Genomic DNA, 15,817 nt, shown 5'->3' with positions numbered 1-15,817 from the left:
AGGTTCGAGTCCTACTGGCGGAGTATAGTTTTTTAAGCTAGACATTGTCTAGCTTTTTTGGTTTATTTTCTTGTTAATTACCAATTTTTTAGATATTATATGAATAGATTTTTTTATTCGAGAGGTATTATTATGTCAATTTTTGCATCGGCTTTTACGCCCATTTCTGTCTCTTTGGCTAAGGAGAATATTGCTTCAGCTGAAAAATTTATTTTGTTTATTGGTCGTTCTTCGTGTCCGTATTGTCAGCGTTTTGAGACTAAATTATCAAATGTTGCTCGTAAATCTGAATTTAATATTTTTTATATTAATAGTGAAAATAGTGATGAACTGGGAGAGATTCAGGCTTTACGTAAACGCTATGGTATTGCGACTGTACCTGCACTGTTTGTTTCAGAAAAAGGTGCTGCGAAGGTTGTTTGTGACTCTTCGCTCTCTGAGGAAGACATTTTGGATTTTATTTCTTAAGTTATTTTTTGGAGGTTCTTATGTTTATTTCTAAACAAGAGGTCCAGTATTATGTAACAGATTGAATGGGCATTACTCATTATTCAATTATGTTCGATGGATGGAAGAGGCTAGAACTTTTTTTCTGAGGAGGGAATTATTTCTCCTGTTATTTCTATGCGAACACTGGATTTTGAGTCCAGCGAGTCTGCCAATTCCGCCACTCCGGCAAAGTATAACCGGGTTAGCTGGTTTCGAGCCAACGCATTCGTGTTAATATAAAGCTACAACGACTTTCTTAGATCAGATTTCTATAGAAATTTCTGTAAAAAGTGTTAAATCTGCTAAACTTTTTTCTGTATAGAATGCTAAATCAAGATGGTGTTCTAGTTTGTACAGGTCTTTCAGAACATAGTTTTTTGTCGAAAGAAGGTAGTTTTGTTAATCTAAAAAATGATTACCCTGCATTCTTTAAATTTTTGAAAGAACAATCAATTTTATAATAAAAAAGAAAATCAATTTTGATTTTCTGAGAATGAAGACAAACATCGTTTTTGATGTTTGTCTTTTTTATATTCTTACCTAATTCTCCTATAATCCAATAATATTGAGATATTTGGGTATAATTATAGGTCTTTCCTGCTATCATTTTTACCAATTTTTTGATATTTAGACATGCTAAAGTAAGCGCAACCTTATCTTCCATTTTGGACTTTCCTTTTTTCTGGTATAACGTAAGTTATGATATTCTTTAGCTGTTCTGAATAACCGTTCTATCGTTTCTTTACGGTGTTGATACCGTTCTTTCATACCACTTTGATGGCGAATATCTTCACAGACTTCCAAGGCATCTTTCCAAATGTGACGCACAACAACTTTTTGGTGCTGGCGACTTTCTGTACAAATCGCTAACAAGGGACAGGTCTTACAAATTTTAGGATTGCTTTTATATTCTCTATAGCCTTCACGTGTAGTTGTACGATAAGATAATACCTAATTCTCTGGACAAAGATAATAATAAAAATGCTCGTCATAGACAAAGTCTTTTGGACGTAAAAAATTTTTCTTACCTCTTGGTCTAGTGTAAGGGAAAACTGGTGTAATTCCTTTTTCTAGAAGAAACTTGGCAATACTAGGTGTTTTATAGCTTGAATCCGCAATAATGAATTCAGGTGAGAAGGCTTCTAGTTTGGCAAAAAGGCCAGGGAAGCCCTGACTATCATGGATATTTCCTGATTCAACTGTATAAGTCAAGGCCCAACCATGTTTATCACAAGCTACCTGAGTATTATAAGCGAAGACTTCCTTATGTTCCCTCCTTATGAAACAAACCACTGTCTGGGTTCGTCGTTGATTGTTTCTTAGGTTTAGCCTCGCCTTTTTTTGCGGGCTTTAAGAACTTTTTTACGTGTTTTCTCCTATCTAAATTAATTTCAGTCTCCAGTTGTTCACTCATGAATTTAGCTTTTTGATCAACAACAGTTTTGTAGTTATGATTATTAGCAGTTGCCTTGATATGAGTCCCATCAATGAAGATTTCTGAGGGATCAATGAGCCCTGCTTCCAAAACATGATGAAGCACATGACTAAAAATGTGTGCTAAAACTTCTTTGTTTTGAAAGCGTCGGCTATAGTTCTTACCGTAAGTTGTAAAATGTGGTACCTTATCGTCCAGAGATAAGCCAAGAAATCATCGGTAAGCCGTATTCACCTCAATATTTTTGATGGTTTGGCGCATAGAACGAATGCCATAAAAACATTGAATCAACGGAATTTTAACTAATAAAACAGGGTCTAGACTAGGGCGACCATTATCCGAGGAATAACTATCTTCGACAAGATCATAAATAAAAGAAAAATCAATCGTTTCCTCTACTTTTCTTAGAAAATGGTCTTTAGGCACAAGTTCATCAAGCGTATAGAATCCTACTTGACGTCGATTGTATTCAGGGGGGTGTGAAACGTAGGAGCACCTCACCAAATACCTTTTTTCTTTTATTATACTCCTTCAAAGCAAGAAAAATCCCCAGAAGTATAACTTCTGAGGACTTTGTCTTCAATCTGAAAAAATCAATTTTGATTTTCTTTTTTATTCTGCAAGGAGATCTTGATAAATATTTAAATTTTCATCATCAAAGACATTAAAAATAACTTTTTTAACAATTTCAGAGTGATCAATAAAGGATTTTACAGTTTTGATTGCGATCTCTGCTGCTTTTTGTTTTGGAAATTTGAAATCGCCAGTTGATATACATGGTATGGATATTGATTCTATATTGTTTTTTTCCGCTAGTGCTAATACTGAAAGATACGATTTAACCAAAAGATCTTCATCAATTGGTGTTAGTTGGTTTTCAATTTTTGGACCAACTGTATGTATAACAAAGGCAGAAGGGAGATTATAAGCTGGGGTTATTTTAGCCATTCCTACTGGTTCTTCATATCCTTGTTCTAAGATGAGTTCGAAACAAGCTTGACGTAACTGGACACCTGCATATGTATGAATAGCATTATCAACACAATTATGGAGTGGTTTCATACATCCAAGTAAGGTTTTATTTGCTGCATTTACAATTGCATCTACCTCTAGTCTTGTAATATCACCTTTCCATAGATAGATTCTCTCATCTTGAGGAATAGACTGGAGAGAGTTGAGTTGTACTATTCCTCGTTCACCTTTTCTAACTTGTAGGTAAAGGTCTTGGATGGTCAAGAATTGTGTTGATGCTGCCATTGGTTTACGTGTATTAAAGAGTGCTCTTAGGAGTTTCTGCTTTTCTTCGAGCTCTTCTGGAACAATCAAATCATGTAATTCTAGATTTTCTTTTTTGAGTTCACCTATGAGATAGGTAATCATTGCATCTTTATCCATGTTTACTCTTTTCTATTTTTTTGGTTTATTTATTATTATACTCTCAAGGTATTCTATGGGCAAGTGATGTCCATGATAGGAAATGACTAATATTTGATAAGAAATTCTTATGTATGTATCAAATTCTTGCAATGGCCTTTAGAATCATATAGAATAGGTCTACAAAAGTTTTATAATATCTAGGAGGATAATTAAATGACACAAGTAGTAACAGATTCTACATTTGAACAAGAAACAGCTGAAGGACTCGTCTTGATTGATTTTTGGGCAACTTGGTGTGGGCCTTGCTTGATGCAAGCACCAATTCTTGAGCAACTTTCTGAAGAGATTTCAGAAGATGAACTAAAGATTGTGAAGATTGATGTTGATGAGAATCCAGAAACAGCACAAAAATTTGGAATTATGTCTATCCCAACTTTGTTATTCAAAAAAGATGGGGAGGTTGTTAAGCAAGTTGCAGGTGTTCATACAAAAGAACAAATTAAAGCTATCGTTGCTGAGCTTAGCTAAGTAATCATCGCAATCCCATTTAGGGAGAGTTTAGTTTTTCGAACGATGAGGAGAGTCAAATGTCTTATTCATTTCAAAACCCTAGTGCTGAGGTTATAGAATCTTATTTAAAATCAGCAAAGACTATCGCAATCGTTGGTCTATCTCATCGTAAGGAGGCAGCATCTTATCAAGTTGCGCATTTCCTACAAGCTGCTGGTTATCGTATCATACCAGTAAATCCTAAACTAGAAGGTCAGGAGCTTCTAGGAGAGCATGTTTATGCTTATCTTAAGGACATCCCGTTTTCGGTAGATATTGTTGATGTTTTTAGACGCAGTGAGTATTTACCAGATGTTGCTTATGATTTTCTTGAAACGAAGGACAAAGTTTTTTGGAGTCAAATCGGTCTTGAAAATGAAGAGGCAGAGACTATTCTTCGTCAGGCTAATAGACAGGATATTGTAATGAATCGCTGTACAAAGATAGAATATATGCGACTCTTTGTTTAATAAAATGAAAAGGTGAGTGAGCTAAGCTCGCTCCTTTTTGTTATAATAGACCTATGATTAAAATTTTTGATACACATACCCATCTTAATGTGGATAATTTTGCAGGAAAAGAACAAGAAGAAGTAGATTTTGCAGCTGAACTTGGTGTTGTTAAAATGAATATTGTTGGTTTTGATAAAGCGACAATTAAGAAGTCTTTAGCGCTGTCAGAGCAATACGACCAGCTATATAGTACAATCGGATGGCATCCTACAGAAGCAGGATCATATTCTCAGGAAATTGAGGATATGATTGTGTCACAATTGGGAAATCCGAACGTAGTGGCACTTGGCGAGATTGGTTTGGACTATTATTGGATGGAAGATTCTAAGGAGGTTCAGATTGAGGTCTTTAAGCGTCAAATAGCCTTGTCAAAGGAATATAATTTGCCTTTCGTTGTACACACACGTGACGCACTAGAGGATACTTACGAGGTTATTAAAAAAGTTGGGGTTGGTCCTTGTGGTGGGATTATGCACTCATACTCAGGGTCCCTGGAGATGGCTCAAAAATTTGTTGAGCTCGGTATGATGATTTCATTTTCAGGTGTTGTAACTTTTAAGAAGGCTTTGGATGTCCAAGAAGCTGCTCAGTACTTACCTTTAGATAAGATTTTAGTTGAAACAGATGCACCGTATCTAGCACCTGTGCCAAAACGTGGTCGTGAAAATCGTACAGGGTATACACGTTACGTGGTGGATAAGATTGCAGAGCTTCGTGGTTTAACAAGTGAAGAGGTTGCAAGAGTTACTTATGACAATGCGATGAGGATTTTTGGTCTGAATGAGTAAAATAAAAATTCAAGAAGTTATCGTCGTAGAAGGCAAGGATGATACGGCAAATTTGAGACGTTTTTATGAGGTGGATACCTATGAGACTAGGGGCTCTGCTATTAATGAGGATGACTTAGAGCGTATCGATAAGCTTAATGAATTACGAGGAGTGATTGTTTTCACAGATCCAGATTATAATGGAGAACGTATTCGGAAAATCATCATGGAAGCTGTTCCGACAGCAAAGCATGCTTTTTTGAACCGTGGTGAAGCAAGTCCAAAATCTAAGACAAGAGGTCGTTCCTTGGGAGTTGAGCATGCAAATTTTGAAGATATTCAGAAGGCACTGGCTGGAGTTCTAGGTAGTTACGATGATGATAATCAGTTTGATATCAGTAAATCAGATCTCATGAAGTTAGGACTTTTGATGGGATCGGATAGCCGTAAACGTCGAGAATATTTGGGGGAAGCGTTTCGCATTGGTTATTGCAATGGAAAGCAGCTTTTAAAACGTTTGGAATTGTTTGGAATTACTTTAGAAGAACTTGAAGAGGTCATGGCGAAATACTAGGGTTATTAGTGCTCTTAGAAATTAAGAAGTCGCTAAAGTTGCTGCTAAATAGTTTCTTTTAGCAGTTAAGATAATTAAGAATCTGATTTAATTTTGAATTAAAGTAACAAGAATCCTGATATTAAAATAAGAAAAGAGAATAAATGAGAATTGCAGATTATAGCGTGACCAAGGCTGTTCTTGAACGTCATGGTTTTACCTTTAAGAAGTCTTTTGGACAGAACTTCTTAACAGATACAAATATTTTACAAAAGATTGTTGATACGGCCGAGATTGACAAAAATGTCAATGTTATCGAAATTGGGCCTGGTATTGGAGCATTAACAGAATTCCTAACTGAAAATGCTGCGGAAGTTATGGCATTTGAAATTGATGAGCGATTGGTTCCGATTTTGGAAGATACTCTGCGTGATCATGATAATGTTAAAGTGATTAATGAAGACGTTCTCAAGGCAGATTTACAGACACGTGTCAAAGAATTTGAAAATCCAAATCTACCAATCAAGGTTGTAGCCAATCTACCATACTATATTACGACACCAATTTTAATGCATTTGATTGAGAGTAAGATTCCTTTTGCAGAATTTGTTGTTATGATGCAAAAAGAAGTTGCAGATCGTATTTCTGCTGAGCCCAATACAAAGGCCTATGGTTCGTTATCCATCGCTGTGCAATATTATATGACTGCTAAGGTGGCATTCGTTGTCCCTCGTACAGTTTTTGTGCCAGCACCTAATGTTGACTCGGCTATTTTGAAGATGACACGCCGTAAGCAACCTTTAGTTGAAGTTAAAGACGAAGATTTCTTTTTCCGTGTATCAAAGGCTAGTTTTGTGCATCGTCGCAAGACGCTTTGGAATAATCTGACAAGTCATTTTGGTAAGTCTGAAGAAGTTAAAAACAAGCTTGAGCAGGCTTTGGAAAATGCAGCTATAAAACCTTCTATTCGCGGAGAGGCGCTGTCTATTTCTGATTTTGCACGTCTCTCAGATGCTTTGAGAGAAGCTGGTCTATAATTCAAAAATCCCGCTGAATGTCAGTGGGATTTTAGCTATGCGGAGAAAGGGAGTTGAACCCTCACGCTTGAAAAAGCACATGCGCCTGAAGCATGCGTGTCTGCCATTCCACCACCTCCGCAGATGATATGCCTATTATACTGCAATCTATTGAAAATGCAAGGAGGCTCATGGGAAATGGAAGATCAGTTTTTTTGTTCCAGAAAAGCTTTTTAATTTGTGATATAATAGGGCTATTAAACGATTGAGGAGTTCACTTGCAAGGAAGAATTATCAAAGCACTGGCAGGTTTCTATTATGTAGAGCATGATGGTGTTGTATACCAGACGCGTGCGCGAGGAAATTTTAGAAAAAAAAGACAAACACCTTACGTTGGGGATTTTGTCGAATTTTCAGCAGAGGAAAATTCAGAAGGTTATATCCTTAAAATTGGTCAACGAATCAATAGTTTAGTGCGTCCACCCATTGTCAATATAGATCAGGCTGTGGTCATTATGTCTGCTAAGGAACCGGATTTCAATAGTAATCTTCTGGACCGTTTTTTGGTTTTACTAGAGCATAAGAATATAAAACCTGTAATTTATATTTCTAAGATGGATTTGGTTGAAGATGATTCAGAAATGAAGGCCATTCAAAAACAGTATCAAAAAATTGGTTTTGATTTTGTCTTCAGTTTGGAAGAACTATTGTCGCTCTTGACTGACAAAATAACAGTCTTTATGGGACAGACAGGTGTTGGAAAATCAACCTTGTTGAACCGTATTGCCCCAGAGTTGAAGTTGGAAACAGGTGAGATTTCAGACAGTTTAGGTCGTGGACGTCATACTACAAGGGCTGTAAGTCTTTATGATGTTCATGGAGGGAAGATTGCTGATACACCAGGATTCTCTTCGCTAGATTATGAAGTGGATAATGCCGAGGACTTGAGTGAAGCTTTTCCAGAAATCCGTCAAGCTAGTCATGGCTGTAAATTCCGTTCTTGTACTCATACCCATGAGCCTTCTTGTGCTGTTAAGGATGAGGTTGAAGATGGCCAAATATGGCAAGTCCGTTATGATAATTACCTTCAATTTTTAAGTGAAATTGAAAACCGTCGTGAAACATATAAAAAAACTGTAAAAAGAAAGTAGGTCTCTCATGTCTTATAAAATTGCTCCGTCTATCCTAGCTGCTGACTATGCTAATTTTGCTTCAGAACTAGCTCGTATTGATGCATCAGGTGCGGAATATGTTCACATTGATATTATGGATGGTCAATTTGTCCCTAATATCAGTTGGGGAGCAGATGTGGTCGCTAGCATGCGTAAACATAGCAAGTTGGTTTTTGATTGCCACCTTATGGTTGTTGATCCTGAGCGTTATGTGGATGCCTATGCACAAGCAGGAGCAGATATCATGACTATTCATGTTGAAGCCACTAAACATATCCATGGTGCCCTCCAGAAAATCAAAGCTGCTGGTATGAAAGCAGGTGTTGTGATTAATCCTGGAACCCCAGTCGAGGCACTTATTCCTGTACTTGATTTAGTAGATCAAGTACTTATCATGACTGTAAATCCAGGTTTTGGTGGTCAAGCGTTCATTCCAGAAATGATGTCTAAAGTAGAGCGTGTTGTGGAGCTTCGTGAAAAAGGTGGCTATTCATTCGATATTGAAGTTGATGGTGGTGTAGATAATAATACTATTGCAGCGTGTGCCAAGGCGGGAGCTAATGTTTTTGTAGCAGGCTCTTACCTCTTCAAAAATCCTGATTTGACAGCGCAAGTTCAAACGCTTCGTGATGCTATCGATGCCTAAAATAGCTTTATTTGTCGGTGGTGAGCTAGAGTGGTTCACTACCGATTTTGATTATTTTGTTGGGGTGGATCGCGCGTGCTTACGTTTGTTGGAGTTAGGTTTACCTATTGATTTGGCTGTCGGAGACTTTGATTCAGTATCTCGGTCAGAGTTAGAGATGATTCAATCAGCTGCCAAAGATTGTATGATTGCTCCAGCTGAAAAGGATGATACGGATACAGAGTTAGCTCTAAAAATTATATTTCAATTATATCCTGAGGCGGAAGTAACTATTTTCGGTGCTTTTGGTGGCAGAATTGATCATATGTTATCAAATATATTTTTGGTCAGCGATCTTGAATTAGCTCCTTTTATGAGGTGTATCTGTTTGCGAGATAAGCAAAATAAGATTACTTATTATCCAGAAGGAAGTCATAAAGTTTTACCAGAACCCGGAATGACATATGTTTCTTTTTTACATGAAGGTGATGGAAAACTGATGATTTTGGGAGCAAAATACGAATTAACTAATATGAATTATTTCCAGAAGAAAATCTATTCTAGCAATGAATTCGTTGATGGTCCAATTCAAGTGATTGTGCCAAATGGATATGTGATTGTCATCCAGACTAAAGATAGGAGTTAGTATGATCTATCTACTTACACTTTTAACTTTATTAAGCTTGGGGATTCTTATTTCTCTTTTCTTGAAGAATATGGAGTTAAAAGAACAGATTAATAAGAGTTTGGAAGAAAATGCAGATAATCTTTCAGATCAAGTTTCGTTTCAATTGGAAAGTTTTGCTAAGACAAACCAATTGGAAACGACAAAGCAATTGAACCAATTGCAGATGGAACTATATCAACAGTTGACAGATATCCGAGAGGTTTTACATCAAAATTTGTCTGATAATCGAGACCGTTCTGACCAACGCCTTGAGCAAATAAACCAAAGCTTAACCAAAGCTGTTAAAGATATGCAGGATTCCAATGAGAAACGTTTGGAACAAATGCGTCAGACAGTTGAAGAGAAACTTGAGCAAACCTTACAAACACGTTTACAAGCCTCTTTTGAGACGGTTTCAAGACAATTAGAGTCGGTTAACCAGGGCTTGGGGGAAATGAAAAATGTAGCCAAGGATGTTGGAAGTCTTAACAAGGTTCTTTCAAATACAAAAACACGAGGTATTTTGGGAGAGCTTCAATTAGGACAAATTATTGAGGACATATTGACTGTTAATCAGTACGAGCGAGAATTTCCTACGGTATCAGGTTCAAGTGAACGAGTTGAATATGCAATTAAAATGCCAGGAAACCATAAAGATGAATATATCTACCTTCCCATTGATTCTAAGTTTCCTTTGGAAGATTACTATCGTCTGGAAGATGCTTATGAATCTGGTAATAAAGAGGAAATTGAGAATCACCGTAAGTCACTTTTGACTAGTATTAAGCGATTTGCAAAGGATATTAACAAGAAGTATCTTAACCCACCTGAAACCACAAATTTTGGCATATTGTTTTTGCCGACGGAAGGACTTTATGCTGAGGTAGTACGCCAACCAGCCTTCTTTGATGCCCTTCGTCGCGAGGAGAATATTGTTATCGCAGGTCCGTCAACCTTATCAGCACTTTTAAATTCATTGTCTGTAGGATTTAGAACTTTGAATATTCAAAAGAATGCGGATGATATTAGTAAAATTTTAGGCAACGTCAAGTTAGAGTTTGGTAAGTTTGGAGACATGCTTGCTAAGGCTCAGAAACAATTGAATACGGCAAGTAAAACAGTCGATAGTCTTCTTAACACAAGGAGTAGGGCAATTGTTAGAGCTCTTGATACAATTGAAACCTATCAAGACAGTGCGACACAAAGTTTGTTGGATTTACCACGATTAGAAAACGAGGACAAGCATGAAGATTAATCAAATGAAAAAAGACGAGTATTTTGAAGGCTTTTATCTGATTAAGCGTGCAGAGGTACGTAAGACAAGAGCGGGAAAGGACTATATTGCCTTTACCTTCCAGGATGATTCCGGTGAGATTTCAGGAAATTTATGGGACGCTCAGCCATATAATGTTGAAGAATTTACTGCTGGTAAGGTAGTTCATATGGAAGGACGCCGAGAGGTTTATAATAATACTCCTCAGGTCAATCAAATTACCTTGCGACTCCCTTCATTTGGTGAGCCAAATGATCCAGCTGATTTCAAAGAGAAACCACCAGTAAATCCTTCCGAAGTACGTGAATACCTAGAGCAAATGATTTTCAAGATTGAGGAAGCAACTTGGCAGCGTGTTGTTCGTGCCCTTTATCGTAAGTATAATAAAGAGTTTTTCACTTTTCCAGCTGCTAAAACAAATCACCATGCCTTTGAAAGTGGACTAGCCTATCATACAGCTACTATGGTTCGCCTAGCGGATAGCATTGGAGATATTTATCCAGAGCTAAATAAGAATCTGCTCTTTGCAGGAATTATGCTCCATGACCTAGCTAAGGTCATTGAACTTACTGGTCCTGAACATACTGAGTATACGGTTCGTGGAAACTTGATTGGTCATATTGCTTTGATTGATGAAGAAATCACCAAGGTGCTCATGGAGCTCAATATTGACGATACGCGTGAGGATGTCGTTGTTTTGCGTCATGTCATTCTCAGCCATCACGGACAACTAGAGTACGGTAGTCCAGTGCGCCCCCGTATTATGGAGGCAGAGATTATTCATATGATTGATAATCTTGATGCCAGTATGATGATGATGACGACAGCCCTTAACCTAGTAGGACCAGGAGAAATGACAAATCGTCTCTTTGCTATGGATAATCGTTCCTTCTACAAGCCAAAATTTGATTGAAATCGAAATTAAGTGAGCATTTCATATGAAAATGTTCGTTTTTTGCTGTATTATGGTATAATAGTTAAAAAGTACAGAAAATATAGGTAACATATGAAATTAAAACGAAGTGAGCGTATGGTAGTGATTTCAAACTACCTGATTAATAATCCTTATCAATTGACAAGCCTCAACACCTTTGCAGAGCGTTATGAAGCTGCAAAGTCTTCAATCTCAGAAGATGTTGCTATCATTAAAAAAGCTTTTGAGGAAAGTCAAATAGGAGAAATCGAAACAGTAACTGGTGCATCTGGCGGTGTTATGTTTACACCGACTATTTCTGATGAAGATGCGAGAAGTCTGGTTGAAGATCTTTGTAAGCGTCTTTCCGAGAGTGATCGTATCTTACCAGGTGGTTATCTCTACCTATCTGATTTACTGAGTACACCCTCGATTTTGAAAAATGTTGGTCGTATTATTGCTAGTGCTTTTAAAGGGCAAAAAATTGATGCTGTTATGACTGTTGCAACTAAAGGAGTTCCTTTAGCAAATGCAGTAGCAGATGTCTTGAACATTCCATTTGTTATTGTTCGTCGTGACCTGAAAATTACAGAAGGTTCAACCGTATCGGTAAACTACGTTAGTGGTTCAAGTGATCGTATTGAAAAAATGTTCCTTTCAAAACGTAGTTTGAAACCTAATAGCCGCGTCCTTATTGTTGATGATTTTCTTAAAGGTGGTGGTACCATTACGGGTATGATTAGCTTGCTTTCAGAATTTGATAGTGAGTTAGTAGGTGTAGCTGTATTTGCAGAAAATGCTAAAGGCGATCGTGATATCCATGAATATAAATCATTACTTACTGTTTCTGACATCGATGTAAAAGCACAAAAAGTAGAAGTTGAAGTAGGTAATATTTTCGATAAATCAAAAGCTTAAAACGTAATTCCTAATTTGATGATTAGGAATTTTTCTTTTTAACAAGAAAGTCTTGACAATAATTATCAAAAAATGATACTATATTAGACGGTACTTTTTACTTTTGGTCTCTCAAAAGTGTACAGAGACGTGCTGACATAAGTTGCAAAAGTACACACAGATATGGTCTGTCACCAAGTGCCATATCAACCAAAAATAAAAAAACACAGGAGAATGTAGATGCCTACAATTAACCAATTGGTTCGTAAACCACGTCAATCAAAAGTTGTTAAATCTAAATCACCAGCTTTGAACGTTGGTTACAACAGCCACAAAAAAGTTCAAACTAACGTATCTTCACCACAAAAACGTGGTGTTGCAACACGTGTTGGAACAATGACACCTAAAAAACCTAACTCAGCCCTTCGTAAATTCGCTCGTGTACGTTTGAGCAACCTTATCGAAGTTACTGCTTACATCCCAGGTATCGGACACAACCTCCAAGAACACAGCGTTGTTCTTATCCGTGGTGGACGTGTAAAAGACCTTCCAGGGGTACGTTACCACATCGTCCGTGGTGCACTTGATACTGCAGGTGTAGCTGATCGTAAACAAAGCCGTTCTAAGTACGGTGCTAAACGTCCTAAAGGATAAGAAGGGAGATAAGATAAAATGAGTCGTAAGAATAGAGCGCCTAAACGCGAAGTATTGGCAGATCCATTGTACAATTCAAAAATCGTTACACGTCTTATCAACCGTGTAATGCTTGACGGTAAACGTGGTACTGCTGCAACAATCGTATACGATGCTTTCGAGCAAATCAAAGAAGCAACTGGAAACGATGCTCTTGAAGTATTTGAAACAGCTATGGACAACATCATGCCTGTACTTGAAGTACGTGCACGTCGTGTCGGTGGTTCAAACTACCAAGTCCCAGTTGAAGTTCGTCCAGAACGTCGTACAACTCTTGGTCTTCGTTGGTTGGTTAACGCATCACGTGCGCGTGGTGAACACACTATGAAAGATCGTCTTGCAAAAGAAATCATGGATGCTGCAAACAACACTGGTGCATCAGTTAAGAAACGTGAAGATACTCACAAAATGGCTGAAGCAAACCGTGCCTTTGCACACTTCCGCTGGTAATCATAAGTTTCAAGCTGAATTACAGTCATATATTCATAAGCTAAGATTATGGATTTGTAATAGGCTGACTATGAATTCAAATAATATAATTCATATCATTTGAAAACCAGTTAAATATTAGTGAAAAAACGGGTAGGTCCTGCCTATCCGTTTTTTGACAATAATGTTATAATAAATAAGTAAACTAAAATATTTATAGGAGAATAAACCTAATGGCACGCGAATTTTCACTTGCAAAAACTCGTAATATCGGTATCATGGCCCACGTCGATGCCGGTAAAACAACTACAACAGAGCGTATCCTTTACTACACTGGTAAAATTCACAAGATCGGTGAAACTCACGAAGGTGCATCACAAATGGACTGGATGGAGCAAGAGCAAGAACGTGGTATCACAATCACTTCTGCCGCTACAACAGCACAATGGAATGGCCACCGTGTTAACATCATCGATACACCAGGGCACGTGGACTTCACTATCGAAGTACAGCGTTCACTCCGTGTATTGGATGGTGCGGTAACCGTTCTTGACTCACAATCAGGTGTAGAACCTCAAACTGAAACAGTTTGGCGTCAAGCAACTGAGTATGGTGTTCCACGTATCGTATTTGCCAACAAAATGGATAAAATCGGTGCTGACTTCCTTTACTCAGTAAGCACACTTCACGATCGTCTTCAAGCAAACGCTCACCCAATTCAATTGCCAATTGGTGCTGAAGATGATTTCCGTGGTATCATTGACTTGATTAAAATGAAAGCTGAAATCTATACTAATGACCTTGGTACAGATATTCTTGAAGAAGATATTCCAGCTGATTACGTTGATCAAGCAAACGAATACCGTGAAAAATTGATCGAAGCAGTTGCTGAAACTGACGAAGATTTGATGATGAAATACCTTGAAGGTGAAGAAATCACTAACGAGGAATTGAAAGCAGCTATCCGTCGTGCAACAATCAACGTTGAATTCTTCCCAGTTCTTTGTGGTTCTGCCTTCAAGAACAAAGGTGTTCAATTGATGCTTGATGCGGTTATCGATTACCTTCCAAGCCCACTTGATATCCCTGCAATTAAAGGTATCAACCCAGATACAGACGAAGAAGAAACTCGTCCAGCATCTGATGATGAGCCATTTGCAGCTCTTGCCTTCAAGATCATGACTGACCCATTTGTAGGTCGTTTGACATTTATCCGTGTTTACTCAGGTATCCTTCAATCAGGTTCATACGTAATGAACACATCTAAAGGTAAACGTGAACGTATCGGACGTATCCTTCAAATGCACGCTAACAGCCGTCAAGAAATTGAACAAGTATACGCTGGTGATATCGCTGCTGCTATCGGTTTGAAAGATACTACAACTGGTGATTCATTGACTGATGAAAAAGCTAAAGTTATTCTTGAGTCAATCGAAGTTCCAGAACCAGTTATCCAATTGATGGTTGAGCCTAAGACTAAAGCTGACCAAGATAAGATGGGTATCGGTCTTCAAAAACTTGCTGAAGAAGATCCAACATTCCGTGTTGAAACTAACCCTGAAACTGGTGAAACAGTTATCTCTGGTATGGGGGAACTTCACCTTGATGTCCTTGTTGACCGTTTGAAACGTGAACACAAAGTTGAAGCAAACGTAGGTGCTCCACAAGTATCATATCGTGAAACATTCCGTGCAGCTACACAAGCACGTGGATTCTTCAAACGTCAATCTGGTGGTAAAGGTCAGTTTGGTGATGTTTGGATTGAATTTACTCCAAATGAAGAAGGTAAAGGTTTCGAATTCGAAAATGCTATCGTCGGTGGTGTGGTTCCACGTGAATTCATCCCTGCAGTAGAAAAAGGATTGGAAGAATCTATGGCTAACGGTGTCCTTGCTGGATACCCAATGGTTGACATCAAAGCTAAACTTTATGATGGTTCATACCACGATGTCGATTCATCTGAAACAGCCTTCAAGATTGCTGCATCTCTTGCACTTAAAGAAGCTGCTAAGACTGCACAACCAACTATTCTTGAGCCAATGATGCTTGTAACTATCACTGTTCCAGAAGAGAACCTTGGTGATGTTATGGGTCACGTTACTGCTCGTCGTGGACGTGTTGATGGTATGGAAGCACACGGTAACAGCCAAATCGTTCGTGCCTATGTACCACTTGCTGAAATGTTCGGTTATGCAACAACACTTCGTTCTGCAACTCAAGGACGTGGTACATTCATGATGGTATTCGACCACTATGAAGATGTTCCTAAATCAGTTCAAGAAGAAATCATCAAGAAAAATTCTGGTGAAGCTTAATTAGAAGTTTTTAAGTTAAGGTGCTTATGAAAGTAAGTGCCTTTTTCTATTTGCATTTTCCTGAAAAAAATTATATAATAGGGATGTTAAAAGGTTAAATGAAAGCGCTCAAGTTAATCTTTTCACAATAGGGAG

General features: G+C 37.8%; 16 protein-coding genes, 1 tRNA gene and 2 pseudogenes. 16 read left to right on the top strand and 3 right to left on the bottom strand.

Translation table 11 applies throughout. The annotated features are described in order from the left end of the window. Window positions 1-132 precede the first annotated feature (132 nt). Together traF and ADF62_RS11310 are read left to right on the top strand one after the other, a co-directional pair. The gene (gene traF / locus ADF62_RS01340; RefSeq protein ID WP_048787904.1) at window positions 133-468 is read left to right on the top strand and encodes a conjugal transfer protein TraF; all 336 of its coding nucleotides are present in this window, start codon (window positions 133-135) and stop codon (window positions 466-468) included. Window positions 469-533: 65 nt separating this feature from the next. After that, window positions 534-950: pseudogene (locus tag ADF62_RS11310) on the top strand (acyl-CoA thioesterase). Here the strand turns inward: ADF62_RS11310 and ADF62_RS10075 are convergent. After that, window positions 905-2,425: pseudogene (locus ADF62_RS10075) on the bottom strand (IS1182 family transposase). The pseudogenes ADF62_RS11310 and ADF62_RS10075 overlap by 46 nt on opposite strands. Window positions 2,426-2,536: 111 nt before the next feature. Then, complete coding sequence (locus ADF62_RS01315; RefSeq protein WP_048787903.1) at window positions 2,537-3,319, bottom strand: protein-ADP-ribose hydrolase; 783 nt, start codon at window positions 3,317-3,319, stop codon at window positions 2,537-2,539. A gap of 195 nt (window positions 3,320-3,514) precedes the next feature. On the opposite strand from ADF62_RS01315, the gene trxA reads away from it, so the two are divergent. The 5 genes from trxA to rsmA all read left to right on the top strand — a co-directional run bounded on the left by trxA (window position 3,515) and on the right by rsmA (window position 6,719). Beyond that, complete coding sequence (gene trxA / locus ADF62_RS01310) at window positions 3,515-3,829, top strand: thioredoxin (protein ID WP_048787902.1); 315 nt, start codon at window positions 3,515-3,517, stop codon at window positions 3,827-3,829. A gap of 59 nt (window positions 3,830-3,888) precedes the next feature. Beyond that, window positions 3,889-4,320 carry a CoA-binding protein gene (locus ADF62_RS01305; protein WP_003094764.1) on the top strand — a complete coding sequence of 144 codons (432 nt, stop codon included), beginning with the start codon at window positions 3,889-3,891 and terminating at the stop codon, window positions 4,318-4,320. A gap of 53 nt (window positions 4,321-4,373) precedes the next feature. Next, window positions 4,374-5,150, top strand: coding sequence for a TatD family hydrolase (locus ADF62_RS01300; RefSeq protein WP_048787901.1), 777 nt, complete (start codon window positions 4,374-4,376; stop codon window positions 5,148-5,150). Then, window positions 5,143-5,703, top strand: a complete 561-nt coding sequence (gene rnmV / locus ADF62_RS01295) for a ribonuclease M5 (RefSeq protein ID WP_048787900.1) — start codon at window positions 5,143-5,145, stop codon at window positions 5,701-5,703. Before ADF62_RS01300 ends, rnmV begins: the two co-directional genes overlap by 8 nt. Before the next feature lie 143 nt (window positions 5,704-5,846). Continuing rightward, window positions 5,847-6,719, top strand: coding sequence for a 16S rRNA (adenine(1518)-N(6)/adenine(1519)-N(6))-dimethyltransferase RsmA (gene rsmA / locus ADF62_RS01290; protein ID WP_048787899.1), 873 nt, complete (start codon window positions 5,847-5,849; stop codon window positions 6,717-6,719). A 38-nt stretch (window positions 6,720-6,757) separates the two neighbouring features. On the opposite strand, the gene ADF62_RS01285 is transcribed toward rsmA, so the two are convergent. Then, window positions 6,758-6,840: transfer RNA gene (locus tag ADF62_RS01285), tRNA-Leu, on the bottom strand. Between the two features lie 136 nt (window positions 6,841-6,976). Here ADF62_RS01285 and rsgA point away from each other — a divergent pair. From rsgA to fusA, 9 genes are all read left to right on the top strand, one after another. Next, window positions 6,977-7,849, top strand: coding sequence for a ribosome small subunit-dependent GTPase A (gene rsgA, locus ADF62_RS01280; RefSeq protein WP_003093300.1), 873 nt, complete (start codon window positions 6,977-6,979; stop codon window positions 7,847-7,849). 7 nt (window positions 7,850-7,856) lie between these two features. Then, window positions 7,857-8,516 (top strand): ribulose-phosphate 3-epimerase, encoded by a 660-nt coding sequence (rpe, locus tag ADF62_RS01275; protein ID WP_002884311.1) that lies wholly within the window; start codon window positions 7,857-7,859, stop codon window positions 8,514-8,516. Beyond that, window positions 8,509-9,141 carry a thiamine diphosphokinase gene (locus tag ADF62_RS01270; protein ID WP_003093307.1) on the top strand — a complete coding sequence of 211 codons (633 nt, stop codon included), beginning with the start codon at window positions 8,509-8,511 and terminating at the stop codon, window positions 9,139-9,141. The genes rpe and ADF62_RS01270 overlap by 8 nt, the downstream gene beginning before the upstream one ends. A 1-nt stretch (window position 9,142) precedes the next feature. Next, window positions 9,143-10,417: a DNA recombination protein RmuC gene (locus ADF62_RS01265; protein ID WP_048787898.1), complete on the top strand. Its 1,275-nt coding sequence runs from the start codon at window positions 9,143-9,145 to the stop codon at window positions 10,415-10,417. After that, on the top strand, window positions 10,407-11,348 hold the full coding sequence (locus ADF62_RS01260; protein WP_048787897.1) for a 3'-5' exoribonuclease YhaM family protein: 942 nt from the start codon (window positions 10,407-10,409) through the stop codon (window positions 11,346-11,348). Before ADF62_RS01265 ends, ADF62_RS01260 begins: the two co-directional genes overlap by 11 nt. A 93-nt stretch (window positions 11,349-11,441) precedes the next feature. After that, entirely contained in the window at window positions 11,442-12,266 is an 825-nt protein-coding gene (gene purR, locus ADF62_RS01255; protein WP_003094366.1) for a pur operon repressor, read from the top strand. Between the two features lie 219 nt (window positions 12,267-12,485). Beyond that, entirely contained in the window at window positions 12,486-12,899 is a 414-nt protein-coding gene (gene rpsL / locus ADF62_RS01250; protein ID WP_002884809.1) for a 30S ribosomal protein S12, read from the top strand. A gap of 18 nt (window positions 12,900-12,917) precedes the next feature. Beyond that, window positions 12,918-13,388: a 30S ribosomal protein S7 gene (gene rpsG, locus ADF62_RS01245; RefSeq protein ID WP_002884746.1), complete on the top strand. Its 471-nt coding sequence runs from the start codon at window positions 12,918-12,920 to the stop codon at window positions 13,386-13,388. 212 nt (window positions 13,389-13,600) lie between these two features. Further along, on the top strand, window positions 13,601-15,682 hold the full coding sequence (gene fusA / locus ADF62_RS01240; protein ID WP_003094680.1) for an elongation factor G: 2,082 nt from the start codon (window positions 13,601-13,603) through the stop codon (window positions 15,680-15,682). Window positions 15,683-15,817: the final 135 nt, after the last annotated feature.

The organism is Streptococcus sp. 1004_SSPC, from assembly GCF_001069025.1.
GTDB lineage: Bacteria > Bacillota > Bacilli > Lactobacillales > Streptococcaceae > Streptococcus > Streptococcus vestibularis.
This window is presented reverse-complemented; position numbering and strand designations above follow the sequence as displayed.

Excerpts from the sequence above, each read along its gene's own strand:
- traF (WP_048787904.1), top strand. The coding sequence starts at position 133 with ATGTCAATTTTTGCATCGGCTTTTACGCCCATTTCTGTCTCTTTGGCT.
- ADF62_RS01315 (WP_048787903.1), bottom strand. The coding sequence starts at position 3,319 with ATGGATAAAGATGCAATGATTACCTATCTCATAGGTGAACTCAAAAAA.
- trxA (WP_048787902.1), top strand. The coding sequence starts at position 3,515 with ATGACACAAGTAGTAACAGATTCTACATTTGAACAAGAAACAGCTGAA.
- ADF62_RS01305 (WP_003094764.1), top strand. The coding sequence starts at position 3,889 with ATGTCTTATTCATTTCAAAACCCTAGTGCTGAGGTTATAGAATCTTAT.
- ADF62_RS01300 (WP_048787901.1), top strand. The coding sequence starts at position 4,374 with ATGATTAAAATTTTTGATACACATACCCATCTTAATGTGGATAATTTT.
- rnmV (WP_048787900.1), top strand. The coding sequence starts at position 5,143 with ATGAGTAAAATAAAAATTCAAGAAGTTATCGTCGTAGAAGGCAAGGAT.
- rsmA (WP_048787899.1), top strand. The coding sequence starts at position 5,847 with ATGAGAATTGCAGATTATAGCGTGACCAAGGCTGTTCTTGAACGTCAT.
- rpe (WP_002884311.1), top strand. The coding sequence starts at position 7,857 with ATGTCTTATAAAATTGCTCCGTCTATCCTAGCTGCTGACTATGCTAAT.
- ADF62_RS01270 (WP_003093307.1), top strand. The coding sequence starts at position 8,509 with ATGCCTAAAATAGCTTTATTTGTCGGTGGTGAGCTAGAGTGGTTCACT.
- ADF62_RS01265 (WP_048787898.1), top strand. The coding sequence starts at position 9,143 with ATGATCTATCTACTTACACTTTTAACTTTATTAAGCTTGGGGATTCTT.
- ADF62_RS01260 (WP_048787897.1), top strand. The coding sequence starts at position 10,407 with ATGAAGATTAATCAAATGAAAAAAGACGAGTATTTTGAAGGCTTTTAT.
- purR (WP_003094366.1), top strand. The coding sequence starts at position 11,442 with ATGAAATTAAAACGAAGTGAGCGTATGGTAGTGATTTCAAACTACCTG.
- rpsL (WP_002884809.1), top strand. The coding sequence starts at position 12,486 with ATGCCTACAATTAACCAATTGGTTCGTAAACCACGTCAATCAAAAGTT.
- rpsG (WP_002884746.1), top strand. The coding sequence starts at position 12,918 with ATGAGTCGTAAGAATAGAGCGCCTAAACGCGAAGTATTGGCAGATCCA.
- fusA (WP_003094680.1), top strand. The coding sequence starts at position 13,601 with ATGGCACGCGAATTTTCACTTGCAAAAACTCGTAATATCGGTATCATG.